Annotated in this window: 12 protein-coding genes; 1 reads left to right on the forward strand and 11 read right to left on the reverse strand. The window is 64.0% G+C overall.

The window, feature by feature from the left end:
* Positions 1–12 precede the first annotated feature (12 nt).
* The 11 genes from V9E98_12455 to V9E98_12505 all read right to left on the reverse strand — a co-directional run bounded on the left by V9E98_12455 (position 13) and on the right by V9E98_12505 (position 11,812).
* Positions 13–2,346 carry a DUF2156 domain-containing protein gene (locus V9E98_12455; protein ID MEI2717776.1) on the reverse strand — a complete coding sequence of 778 codons (2,334 nt, stop codon included), beginning with the start codon at positions 2,344–2,346 and terminating at the stop codon, positions 13–15.
* 283 nt (positions 2,347–2,629) lie between these two features.
* On the reverse strand, positions 2,630–2,962 hold the full coding sequence (locus V9E98_12460; GenBank protein ID MEI2717777.1) for a ricin-type beta-trefoil lectin domain protein: 333 nt from the start codon (positions 2,960–2,962) through the stop codon (positions 2,630–2,632).
* Positions 2,959–3,336, reverse strand: coding sequence for a hypothetical protein (locus tag V9E98_12465; protein MEI2717778.1), 378 nt, complete (start codon positions 3,334–3,336; stop codon positions 2,959–2,961). Before V9E98_12465 ends, V9E98_12460 begins: the two co-directional genes overlap by 4 nt.
* Before the next feature lies 1 nt (position 3,337).
* Complete coding sequence (locus tag V9E98_12470) at positions 3,338–4,825, reverse strand: hypothetical protein (protein MEI2717779.1); 1,488 nt, start codon at positions 4,823–4,825, stop codon at positions 3,338–3,340.
* 186 nt (positions 4,826–5,011) lie between these two features.
* On the reverse strand, positions 5,012–6,511 hold the full coding sequence (locus V9E98_12475; GenBank protein MEI2717780.1) for a hypothetical protein: 1,500 nt from the start codon (positions 6,509–6,511) through the stop codon (positions 5,012–5,014).
* A gap of 186 nt (positions 6,512–6,697) precedes the next feature.
* Positions 6,698–8,062, reverse strand: a complete 1,365-nt coding sequence (locus tag V9E98_12480) for a hypothetical protein (protein ID MEI2717781.1) — start codon at positions 8,060–8,062, stop codon at positions 6,698–6,700.
* A 423-nt stretch (positions 8,063–8,485) separates the two neighbouring features.
* The gene (locus V9E98_12485; GenBank protein MEI2717782.1) at positions 8,486–8,674 is read right to left on the reverse strand and encodes a hypothetical protein; all 189 of its coding nucleotides are present in this window, start codon (positions 8,672–8,674) and stop codon (positions 8,486–8,488) included.
* Positions 8,671–9,381, reverse strand: coding sequence for an ABC transporter ATP-binding protein (locus tag V9E98_12490; GenBank protein ID MEI2717783.1), 711 nt, complete (start codon positions 9,379–9,381; stop codon positions 8,671–8,673). The genes V9E98_12485 and V9E98_12490 overlap by 4 nt, the downstream gene beginning before the upstream one ends.
* Entirely contained in the window at positions 9,378–10,244 is an 867-nt protein-coding gene (locus V9E98_12495; protein MEI2717784.1) for an ABC transporter ATP-binding protein, read from the reverse strand. Before V9E98_12495 ends, V9E98_12490 begins: the two co-directional genes overlap by 4 nt.
* The gene (locus V9E98_12500; protein ID MEI2717785.1) at positions 10,234–11,217 is read right to left on the reverse strand and encodes a branched-chain amino acid ABC transporter permease; all 984 of its coding nucleotides are present in this window, start codon (positions 11,215–11,217) and stop codon (positions 10,234–10,236) included. Before V9E98_12500 ends, V9E98_12495 begins: the two co-directional genes overlap by 11 nt.
* A 4-nt stretch (positions 11,218–11,221) precedes the next feature.
* On the reverse strand, positions 11,222–11,812 hold the full coding sequence (locus V9E98_12505; GenBank protein ID MEI2717786.1) for a branched-chain amino acid ABC transporter permease: 591 nt from the start codon (positions 11,810–11,812) through the stop codon (positions 11,222–11,224).
* A gap of 356 nt (positions 11,813–12,168) precedes the next feature.
* Between V9E98_12505 and V9E98_12510 the strand changes: the two genes are divergently transcribed.
* Positions 12,169–12,360: a hypothetical protein gene (locus V9E98_12510; protein ID MEI2717787.1), complete on the forward strand. Its 192-nt coding sequence runs from the start codon at positions 12,169–12,171 to the stop codon at positions 12,358–12,360.
* Positions 12,361–12,649: the final 289 nt, after the last annotated feature.

Here is a 12,649-nt window from a genome sequence, read left to right on the forward strand (position 1 = left end):
GGCGCCGCCCGTTCACCGATGGGTCAGCACTGCCGTCAGCCCGGTCGGCAGGTACGCGCGACCGATCGCGACCCCGATGCGGGGCAGCGCCGCTTCATCCGGGTACGCCATCGAGATCGGTGCGTAGCGGGGCTGGAACTTGGCCTTGAACTGATGCAGGGATCGGAACCCGTACAGCGGTTCCATGGCCTCGCCGACGGAGTCCAGGACCCGCTCCAATGCGGTGACTTCCGCATCGGCATCGGCCCGGGCCAAGGGAGCCCCCGACAACGACACGACCTGCGCGCCCTCGTCTTTGAACGCCAGACAGGCTGAGGCGATCAGGAACTCGGTGACAGGGCGGAATCCGCCGTCTCGGCGGCGCATCAGGTCCAGCGTCCAGCCGCGCACGGCACCACCCGGTGCCAGGATCGGCAGCCATGAGGTGACCCCATCGACGGTCCCGTCCGCGGTCACCGCGAGTCCGACGCGGACCTCGGGGTCGAGTGCCTCCTCCACCCCACCCAGCGTGAATCCCATCTCGGGCAGTCCCTTCTCGGACACCCACGCCTCGCTGATCGCGCGGACCTGGCGCAGTGTGGTGGCCGACATGTCGGCCAGTCGTCCCAGTTCGAAAGTGACGGACTCCTTCTTGGCCCGGTTGATGGCGGTGCGCACGTCCTGCCAGGCCTTGCCACGGAACTCCAGATCCGGCAGATCGACGATGGCCTCCTCCGCGACCTGAAGAGTGCGCCAGCCCATTTCGCGAGCGGCTGCGGCGACCGGTTCGGTGACGCTGAACAGGCAAGCGGGGGTGCCCTGGGTCTCTGTGTGGTCGGCGAACTGCCGCAAGGTGGGGACCAGAGAGTCGGGGGGTCCGATGGGGTCCGCGAGACCGATCGCGACCCCCGCGTGCACCTGATAGGCGACGACGGATTGGCCATCGGGGCTGAACCAGTAGGAGTTCTCGGGCCACGTGGTCATCCACGACAGATTGGTTCCGCCGTAGCGGCGCAGGAGCTCCAACGACCGTTCCCGATCGACACCGGGGGCCGGGAGTTGGTTGCTCCACAGCACCAGCACGAACGCCACGAGGACCAAGCCCCACCACAACACCGGCAGCGACGCCAGGAACACCGTGGCGAGAATCGTCGTGGGAATCAGTTCTCCCGTTCCCAAGGTGATTCGTTCGGAGGCTTCGAGCATGGCTGAGTCGATGGTCGCCGCCGGGCTGAAACCTCTGATGAGCAGGAACCCGAGTGCGGAGTAGGCGATCAATGCGGCGAGCCCCAGTCCGAGCAGCGACCACACTCCGGCGCCGACTGTCCGGTTGCCTCGAGCCGTGAACGCGCTGCGACCCAGGATCAGGATCACCAGCAGCACGGCCATCAGGAGCCCGGTGTAGATGGAGTCGGCGGTGTACGGGGGTAGCAGCGCGCCGAAGACGATCAGGGCGGACAGGCCGACCACCCAGCGCCAGGCGACCCGACGGCCCCGGCGCAACCCGTCGGACCACAGCAGCAGGAGCACGATCAGGACGATTCCCAGGAATCCGGGTCCGTCGGTGTCGGTGATATCGCTGGGTTCGGCCAGCGGTCCGCTCGCCGGGATTATCGCGCCCACCAAGGCGCCGAGTGCCACGAAGAACGTGAACGCCGCAGCCAGCATCCGCCACTCGCGTCTGCTTCCCTGCCAGGAAGGCAGTTGGGGTCGGCGGCCCAGCAGCACGGGCCCGACGAGCAACCCGAAGGTCACCGCGATCGCGTGTTCGAGATCCCAGATGGCGCCGACGTAGAGAAACGACACCGCGCAGTACATGACGATCAGGAACCGGGCCCGACCCCGCCACGGCGGGGTCAAGGTGGCGGTCGCCGCCGACAGCGCGGCCATACCCCCGGCGCTGGATCCCACGTCCAGCAGCAGTGCGGTCTGGTCGGCCCAGTACCAGCCACGGTCGCGCGCAACGGCGAGGAAGGCTGCCGCGGCCAGGATGCCGATGACCTGTCCGGCGAAGAACGTGACGACCGTTCGCCAGGTGCCCATGCGGTATTCGGCGAATCCACACATGAGGGCGAAGACCACCGCCACCCCGATCGCGGAGATCGCGAATAGTGTCCCGGTTGCCACCGAGGTCCAACGACCGGCCTCGAACGCGGGCAATCCGTAGGCGACCTCCGGGAACCAGGGCTTGTCCCAGACCGACTGCAAGACCGTGCCCGTGACCACCGCGGTGGCCAGCAGCACAACAGTCCCGATGATCGTGAACGGCACCTTGCGCGCTAATCTCACCACCCGGTGGCTCTGGTCCTCGGTGGGGGCACCGACCTCGCCCTCAGCCTCGATAGAGGCAGCTCCTTCGTCGACCATCCCCCGACCGTACTGGGGGCGGTGCAGCAGTTGGTGGGGGAGGCGGGGCAGTCAGCGAGTCACTTGTCGCTGACCTGTTCGTACCACTTCATACTCACCCGGTTCTTGTTGTCTCGGACGTAGACCAGTGAGCCTTTGTCGGTGCCGTAGGGCTTCCAACACGTATCGGTCGTAACCACCGCCGGCCAGTGAGACGATCTCGCCGCGATCCGTCAACTCCCACCGCTGTTTCGCGCTGCTCCTGTCGCAGTCCTGAACCTTGGCGTAGAACCACGTCAGGCCGTCATCCCGGTACAGGCATTTGCCCTAGGACCTTGAGTTGCTGCGTGTCCGGGTTGTACTCGAACTGCTGATTGGCGGTGTTGTTGCAGTCCCAGATTCGCAACTGTTTGCTGCTGTCCCCGAAGGGCACGTCGAGGCAGCGGTTCGACTGTTGATTGGCCAACGTCCCTTTCCGGAAGCCGGGAAGGTCGGCGGCCTTCTTCTCACCCGCGAAGTTCATGACGAGTTGCTGGATGCCCGCTTCGGCCTGTTCAGGCAAGGTGGTACCCAGCGGCTTGTTGTCGGTGCCAGGTACCACGAGGACCTGCTCGCCGTCCCGCGTTACGCGGGTCATTCCAGATACACGCCTCCAATTCCGCGTTGTATCGATTGCAGCTCACGGTGACCAGGTTGACCGAGTCCGGTTTGGCTGCGTCGAATTCCCCCACGCCCCATCAGGACCTGGATTTCGCAACCGTCACCTACCCGTAGGTCGATGGCCTTGCCGTTGGAGTTGACCTGGAGTTTGCTCACCCCGGTCGGGGGAGGGTTCGAGCCGTCCTCCGGGTCCCAGTCCACCCCTTGTTGTGACGCGACACATGGCCGGGAACCGATGCCTTGGATGGGTTTGATCCAGGTCTTCTTGCATTTCTCAGGATTGAGTGGGGTACCTGCACCAGCGCCGCTCCATGAGCACTTGATGCCTGTGTAACTGGCCTGTCTCACCATGTCATCCACCGTGGGGACGAACCGGGGGAGTGCGATCAGTCGGAACGTTGTAGTCCTCGTAGACCGGTTGGTCATTGTCGGAGTTGTAGAGCACCGCCACCTTGTGGGTCTTCCACATCAAGAAGCCGAGATCGACCGAACCCCAGACCCGCACCCGCTTGTGGTTGTCTGCCCGGGTGCAGTAGTTCTTGTTGTCGAAACTCTTGGTCCTTTCGAAGTTGTCCGCAACGGTCTGGAAGTCGTTCAGGGTGCCCAGGCAGTACTCGATGACGATCGTGCCATCGATGGAGGCGACGGCGATGTTGGCCCTTACCCCCACACCCAGGTAGAACTGCTTGAGCTTCTTGTCCTCATACGTGAGGTCCGCTCCCACTCGCACGGTCACGATTCCGAAGATGTTGACCAGTCCGTTGACGTTCGCTTTGTAGGCGGGGTCCGATCCCCACTTGACGTCGGCCACGACATCTGCCGACGCCAAGGTGATCGCCGCGAGGCGGACGTCACCGTTGCCCTTCATCTGCAGGGTCTTGGCCTTGGTGTCCAGATCGCCCAGCACTCGGACGCGAGCGCCGGTCGACTCGGTCCCGAGTTCGATGGCGGCATCGATCGTGTATTTGCCGGCGGCGGTGTCGATGCTGAATCGCAGCGGGGTGCCTGGTTCGTAGCCGGTCAGGGAGAAGCCGGCTGTCTCGATCGCGGGCAGTTCAACACTGGCTTTGACCGCGAACGGCTTCAGCGCCACGGCGACGTTGACGTACACGTCAGCGCCGATGATCTGCCCGTCGAAGGCGAAGGCGAATCCGGGATCGATCTCGTCGTTCTTGCCGTCGGACAGCGGCAGGGTGCAGCCGACTGGGGCGACGACGATCTTGAGGAACTTCGCGGTGAGGAATCCACCGTTGGCGAGGTCGAACACGGTCTGACGCGTGTCCGGGCCGGTGGCGGATCGGTCGTCACCCACACTCGCCACCAGGCACGGGGAGTCGAGGGAGAGTTTGAATCCGAAGGCAACCTTTGGTGAGTTGATGAACGCGATGTCTTTGGTCCAACTGCTCGGCAACTGCGCCTCGAAGTTGAACGCGACGGAGGACTGAACCGGGTCGGCGGCCAGGCACCCTGCGATCGCCATCTTGCTGAGATTGAACTCAGCGATGCCGAAGGCGTTCAAGACGGGCTGGCCGCCGTTGACACCAACCGTCAGGCAGGCTTGGAAACCGGTACTGCCGCCGGCTTCCAAGTCGATGGTGGCGAAGACGGGTGTGCGGGAAGCGCCGACACCGTTCTTGGCGGGGGTGTCATAACTACCGGTGACGCCGAAACCAATCGTGGCCGTGCCGCTACCACCGTCGAACTTCGCGAAGAGTTCGAGGCCCGAGACGGCAAATCCGTTGTCAGGAGTTCCCGACATCATCCATGGGCGTGCCATTTGGTAGGCGGCTTTCGCGCTGAAACTGGTGAGCCCCTTGCCGAATGTGAGATTGATCGTCACATGGTCGGTCAGTGGGTTCTCTGACCTTCTGCGTCGACAAACCGGTGACGGAAGCTGACTGCTCCCGGTTCAGTGCGAAGTCGCCTGCGAGATTCAGCGAGTTCGCGTCGACGCGAACCTGCTTGGCACCCGGCAGGGTGATGTCGGCCTCAAATGTGCTGTAGGCGACGTATGCGTCATCGACCGTCAGACCCACCCTTGGTGAAGGAGCTCGTTGGTGGCGCCCCACATGCATAGTTGACCGCCGTTGGAGTACTGCCCGTACATCTTGACAGGAGTCCCCGTCAGCTCAGCGTCTGCTCCGATCACGACCATGAGCGTCTTCGGATCGGCTTGATCGGCGAGGGCTCCGATCTGGAGGGGCTGACCGTCTTCAGTGACCGTTTCACCCTTGTCCGACTTTGCGACGCACTGCGCCATCTTGGAGTTGTTGGTCAAGGTGATTCCGAAGTTCTTCATGTTCAGTTCTTGTGGCCCGAAACCTTCGGCCGAGCCGATGACCCCGGTAAGTTCCAGATCATCGTTGGCGAGGTCCACGATTCCTCGCGCCGTGATGTCGACGTCCTTGCCTGCCAGACGCAACTTCCCGGTGGCCTCGATGGCGAGGTGCAGGTTGGAGCGGTCGCACTTCTTGGCTTCTTGGTCGGCTTCTGTGCAGATGTTGGAGAACTCACCGGAGAGTTTGCCGTTGGTCAGGTTGCCGACCGAGAAGCCCTCGAGTTCGCCGCCGATGCCGAACGTCAGGTGACTGTCAGGATCGGGATCGTCCTTCGAAGCTTCGGGGGTCTCGACCTTGATTTCGCCTGAGATCTTCGTCAGGGTCACACCGGCTTTGACCTGCCGCTTCACGGTTGGGGCTACTTTGGCGGCCAACGACCAGTTGCCGACGTCCGTGAAAGAACCTTCGACGTCGATGTCTCCGAGGTGTTCGACGCTCAACGATCCTGTTGCTGCGATTGTGGTGCGGGTGGATTCCTCGTCGTCGCCGGCGCGCGCTGCGACACCCGCCTGATCCGACGTGGATTCCCGCGACCAACTCAGCTTTGCATTCTTGAGCCGAGCACCTCCGATGAGTGCACACCCGTCCGTCGGGCATGTCGCACTCGCTTCGACGGACCCCGTCCACCTTCCGCTGGAGTCCTTGATCTCGGCGTCGCCGTTGAAACTCACCTGTTTCCCATCCGCTGCGGTCAGGACAGCGAGGTTGGCGGCATGAGCGCTGAGCTTCGAGACGTTCATCTTGGCCAGTTCGCCGACGAAAAGGGCTTGACCGTCGGCGTTTTCGGTATCGCCCTCGCGCTTGGCGTTGTACTCCTGGGTGAGCGTGACTGTTGAGTTGTATCCGATGATCCCCTTCTTGGTCGCCAGCGCCAAGGCGGTGGGCTTACGGGTCCAGCCGGTCGGCAACGGCAGGATCGGGAGGGAGGCGATCTTCGAGTCGAGGACCAACTCGCCCTCCAGAGAACCCCACTTGGAATCCTTGGACTCCCACTTGGCCTGGAAGGTCTTGTCCTTGTCCAGGGTGAACGCGGGATCTGCCTTGCCGGCCAGTTTCTGTACCCAGGCGGTCTTGAACGCACCGGGCGCCAGATCCTCCAGCTTGAGTTTCATGCCGAACAGATCCAGCATCTCGCTGCTGATTTCACCGGTGAGACTGCGGAAGGTGTTGCCGTTGTAGGTGAGCACGGCGTCTGGTGAAGGTAAGGGCCTGTTCGGACTTGTCGCAATTCGACTTGGTGAGGTCTTCGAGGTCCTTGGGGCTGTTGTTCTTTCCCAGGTCCTCCTTCTTCACGGTCACAGAGGCACTACCGGGGAACGTGTAGGTGATGGTGGAGCTCGATCCGATCGTTGCGACCGCACACAAAGGGGCTATCAGGTCTTGGAACTGCGCGCTCCCACGCTCTTGCTTCGGAGGAGGATCTCGGTGCGGGTGATGCCGCTTCCGAGTTTGACCAACTCGGCGCGCTCGATTGTGCCCCGCCCCGCGACCTGCGCTGTGGCCAGCATCGTCGCCACCCCGGCTTGTGAGTCGCCCTTCACCACGGCTGTCGTCTTGCCCGTCTTCTTCATCACCACGGGTGGTCCTGACAGCTGCGTCCAGGTCACTCGCTTGACTCGGGTGTTCCGGGAGTGCGCGACGAACTGCATTCGGGCACGTCCGTTGGCCAGCACACCGGGCGATTCGACAGTGAACTCGGTTCGGGAGTTGTTGTAAGTCCTTCCCTTTCCGGTGACCCTAGCTGTGTCCAGGATCTCCTTCTGCGTACCCGCCGGCATCGTGACCTTGGCTCGCTCAATGGGCACAACGGTGAGTCGTACAGTGCGCGTGAGCGCCGCGCCGCCGCTGGCGGCTCTCACTCGGAACGCCACCCTGGCGGGCTTGTCCAGGTCTGTGGGCGCGATTGCGTTCACGCTGCTGGCTCCGTTGGTGTTGCTTATCGACCGATCCGTCAGCCGCATCTCGGGGCCACCGACCTGTTTCCACGCGAAGTCGACCGGCTGGCCCGCCGCGCTGGGGACGATGGCACTCAGGGCAACGGCGCGGTCTTGGATCGTCGTCCCTGAACCGACGGAGACCAGGGCGTTGTCCTTGTTGTTCCCGGACGATTCGGTGCGCATCCGCAATCGGGGGAGCAACTCGCTGGTTTCCGTTGCCTTGACTCTGCCGGGTCGCCACCCATCGGTCCGATAGGTGCCCACCGGTCCCGTCGCACCCCCAATCGCGTTGACGATCCGCTGCTCCTTCCAGGTCGCAACGACAACTACCCGAGCCTTGCCACGGGCACCTTCCCGTACGGCGAGATCGGCGGTCAGCTTCGACGGACTGGTCGCGGAACCTACGGTCCTGCGATAGGCACACACGGTGTCGTCTTTGCTCGGGTCACAGGACCAGCGAGTACCCTTGACCGCGGAGATCCGGCCACTCTCGGCCGTGATCCGCACTTGGACATCTTTGGCGCGGACGCCTGGGTTGGCTCGTCGCACGAGTGGGATAGTCACCGTGGCCTGGCCCCCTGGGCGAACTGTGTTGTCCACCTGAACATCCGCTCCGAACGCCGGGCCCACGGTGTTCCACTGCGATCGCCAGATGGTCTTCTCATCGGTGGTGAGTTCGCTCAGTGGGACGCCCGGATCGACGATGACCCGGTTGGCGACGAGCAGATCGGCGGGGTTGCCTCCGTCCCCGGAGAACCCCGCAGGGACGGTGGCGGCGGCACCGACCGGTGGCTGCGACACAGCTGGACTCGGGTCTGCCGGGGCGGTGTCGGGGCCGGCGGTCTCGGTTGCGAGGAGAGTTCTTCGGCCAACGCCGCGACGGGCGCTGCCGTCGTGAGCAGGGAGCCGGCAAGCGCCGCCGCGACGTAACGGGTCCATCGCCGCGGTGTGGGTCGTCGCAACTGTCGGGCCACCGAGAGCCTCCACTGGTCCACTGACACTAGAATTCTGAAACCCGGGTTTGACCGGGATCACGCGAGCCGTGAGGTCACACAGTGTGCTGGTTCGATTACTGGAAGGCAATCGGAAGCGGCAGTGATCCGGCGCGCCGTCGCCGAGCCGAATCGCGATCGTGGGCCACGGCGGTGTGCGGATGACCTGAGCAGGGCGGTGGGAACTCCGCCGACGATGGCACATGATCCGGTGTCGCTGACGGGGATGGGGCTACAGGTCCTTGGTGCCTTCGTCGCGTTCGGCGCCCAGCGTGCCCAGGTACAAGGCGATGACTTTGGGGTCGTGCGCGAGGTCGCGGCCGGTGCCGGTGTAGGCGTTACGTCCTTGGTCCAGCACGTAGCCTCGGTCAACGATCTGCAGGCAACGGCGAGCGTTCTGCTCGACCATGATCACGGTCACGCCCGCGTTGTTGATGTCCCGCACGCGGACGAACACCTCGTCCTGCAGTGCGGGGAGAGGCCCGCGCTCGGTTCGTCGAGGAGCAGTACCGACGGCTCCATCATGAGTGCTCGGCCCATCGCCAGCATCTGACGCTCACCACCGGACAGCGCCGACGCGCGTTGTTTGCGCCGTTCGCCGAGTCGCGGGAAGATCCCGCAGACGTAGTCGAACCGCTGCTTGAAGTTCTTGGGGGCGAGGTAGGCGCCCATCTGCAGGTTCTCCTCGATCGTCAGCGAGGGGAACACGTTGTTGGTCTGGGGGACGAACCCCAGACCTTGGCGCACGAGCCGGTCCGCGCGCAGGTTGGTGATGTCCTCGTTCTTCAACGTAACGGTTCCCGTGCGGATGCGCACGAGTCCGAACAGCGCCTTGAGCAGCGTGGACTTGCCGGCACCGTTGGGCCCGATGATGCCGACCATCTCGCCATCGTCGACGTAGAAGTCGCAGCCGTTGAGGATGTTGACGCCCGGGATGTAACCGGCCACGACCTCGTCGGCGCGCAGCAGGGCGTTCCCCGATGTGGCCAGGTGATGGTCACGGGTGGTCAGTTCCTTCGAGCGGGTGTCCTGCTCGGCATCGACATGCAGTTGCTGCATGAACTTGTCGGACCCGGGCTCCAGTGGGTTGATGGGGTCCAGGGGATCGTAAGGATCGGTCGTGCTCATCGGGCGCTCCCGGTGTCGAGCGAGGCGTCGTGGTGTTCGCCCAAGTACGCGTCGATGACGGCCTGCTGCTGCATGACCTCCAACGGCGGGCCCTCGGCGATGATGCGGCCCTGGGCCATCACGATCACCCAGTCGGACACGTCGCGGACCATGTCCATGTCGTGCTCGACGAACAGCACCGTCATGCCGGCTTCGCGCAGTTCACGGATGTGGTCGAGCAGGGACTGCTTCAAGGCTGGGTTCACACCGGCCATGGGTTCGTCCAACATGACCAGGTTGGGCTTGACCATGAGGGCGCGGGCCATCTCGAGAAGTTTGCGCTGCCCGCCCGACAGGGACCCGGCGAAGTCCTCACTCTTGGCGTCGAGCTTGAAGTGCGCCAGCAGTTCCTCGGCGCGGGCCTCATTGGTCTGCTCCTGAGACCGCCACAGGCCCGGGATCAAACTGCGGAAGAAGTTCTCGCCCCGCTGGTCCGGAGCGCCCAGCAGCATGTTCTCCATGACGGTCATCTTGGACAGCGCCTTGGTCAGTTGGAAGGTGCGCACCATTCCCATCCGGGCGACCTTGTAGGGGGGAATGCCGGCCATCTGGCGTTCCTCGAACGTCCATTGACCCTCGTTGGCGCGGTCGAACCCGGTGAGCAGATTGAAGAAGGTCGTCTTGCCGGCACCGTTCGGGCCGATCAGCGCCGTAATGGCACCGCGCTGGATCTCCACGTGCTCGACGTTGACGGCGGTCAGTCCACCGAACTGCCGGGTCACGCCATCGGCGATCAAGATGGGGTCTGGCTTGGCGGCTCCGGCGTCATGGGAGACGCCGGCCAGTGCTGCGCGGGCGATCTCACGTTTCTCGTTATTTGACATCGAACGCCAACTCCCGCTTGTCGCCCAGGATCCCCTGCGGTCGGAAGATCATCAGCAGCATGAGGGACAAGCCCAGGATCCAGAACTGGATCTGCCCGACCTGGGTGCCGTCGATGAAGGTGATGTATCCGACGCGGACTGCTTCGGTCAGGGCCACGTTGATGAACACGAGGAGGAACCAGAAGAGGATGGAGCCCAGGACGGGCCCGAACACGCGGGCGGCCCCACCGAGGATCAGCGCGGCCCACGCGAAGAACGTGAGGTCCGTGCCGTAGTTGTCCGGCTGGACCGACTGCGACGAGATCGCGAAGATGAACCCTCCGAGGCAGCCGAGGACGCCGCCGAGGACCAGCGACTGCATCTTGTAGGAGTAGACGTTCTTGCCGAGGCTGCGCACGGCGTCCTCGTCCTCGCGGATGCCCTTGAGGACGCGGCCCCAGGGAGATCGCATGGCGAGGAACACGATGAGGCACGACAGGGCCACGAGAAGCCATCCGACCACGACGACGAACAGGTCGTTCTGGCTGAAGGTCAACGGGCCGAGCGCGAGTCCGGCGCTGAAGGGGTTGAGGGCGTAGAAGTCGTTGGCGAATCGGTTGATGCCGTCGGAGCCGCCGAAGATGTCGCGTAGGGTCACGGACCTGACGACGAGTCGGACGATCTCGGCGCTGGCGATCGTGACGATGGCCAGGTAGTCGGCCCGCAGGCGAAGCGTCGGGATGCCCAGCAACAGGGCGAGGACCACCGCCGCCAGGAGGCCCACCAGGATGCCGACCCACAAGGACAGACCCAGGGTCGCGACCGTGACCCCGAGACCATAGGCGGCGACTGCCAAGAACGCCGCCTGACCGAAGTTGAGCAGCCCCGTGTAGCCGAAGTGGACGTTCAGGCCGATAGCGGCCAGGGCGAAGATCACCGCCTGGACGCCAAGGCCCTGGGTGATGGACTGGTTGAGGATCAGGTTGAAGTCCATGTCGTCACCCCACTCGCTCTCGTCGTCCGAGTAGACCCTGCGGTCGGATCAACAAGATGATGATCATGATCGCCAGAGCGCCGACGGTCTTCATCTCGGTGGGGATGAACAAGGTGGACACCTGGATCAGCACTCCGACGACCAAGGACCCGACTATGGCGCCCAGCGCTGTGCCGAGGCCGCCGAGGATCACACCCGCGAACACCAGCAACAGCAGTTGGAATCCCTCGAGCCAGTTGACCCCGACGCTCATGGAGTACAGCGAGCCGGCAAGGCCCGCCAGGGCGGCTCCGATGATCCAAACCTGATTGATGACCCGTTCGACGTTGATGCCCGATGCCGATGCGAGAGCGGGGTTGTCCGACACTGCGCGGCTGGCTTTGCCGTTCTTGGTGAGTGCCAGCCACATCATGGTCAAGATCAGCGCGATCACCGCGACGATGCTGCCGACGATCACTTTGGGTGTGATGTCGACGGGGCCGAGAGCCAATCCCGCCTGACCGCTGTAGGAGGCGTACTGCTCGGTGTCCCCGCCGAAGAAGAACAGGTAGACGTAGCGCAAGAAGATGCCGAAGCCGATCGACACGACGAGCATGGCGATCAGGCTGACGCCCTTGCGGCGCAGCGGTCGCCACAGTGCCGAGATCGTTCAGCGCGCCGAAGGCGCCACACACGAGGACCCCGAGGGCGACAGCCAGCGGGAACGGCAGACTGAGCATGTTGTTGAACACGAACGTCGCGATGGCACCGAGGGTCACGATCTCACCGTGGGCGAAGTTCGTCAGACCGGTGGTTCCGAAGATCATCGACAGGCCGACGCCGGCGAGCGCGATGATGAGCCCGAACACCAATCCGTCGGAGGCAAGCTGCAGGAATCGGTCCAGAAAGGACTCGCGGACGGTCGACGATTCGCCGGTCGGGAAGGCGACGGTCTTCGACGACGACAGCAGATTGACCGTCAGCGAGGTCTTCTCCGGGTCGGTGAGAGTCACGCCTTCGGGCAGTGTCGTGGTGTCGATCGTGACGACGTATTGGCCCGGGCCGGGAATCGGGACGACCCACTGGCCCTGCTTGTTGGTGGTGTCGTCGCCGTTGAACCCCGCGGCATTGGTCACCTGGAAACTCACGCCGGGGATCGGCTGACCCGCAGGATCGAGCATCGTCCCTCGGATTTCGGCGCCTTGCTCCTCCGCCGCCAGCGCGGGTGCGGCACTCACAGTGAAGAGCGCCGCGAGCACCGAAAGGAGGATCAGAACCGCCGGCCATCGGCGCGGAGCCGACACTGCGGTTGCACCATTCACCGGGGGGCTCCCTTCGCAGACCGGGTCATGAGGTCCGGTCAACGTCCGAACAGTAGCGAATCAAGTGGCCCGATGTGGGCGACTCGCGCTCCTGAACCAACCGTTGTCGGCCGAGAAGGTTAGCGTTGCCG

This window comes from Candidatus Nanopelagicales bacterium, from assembly GCA_037045355.1.
Classification (GTDB): Bacteria; Actinomycetota; Actinomycetes; order S36-B12.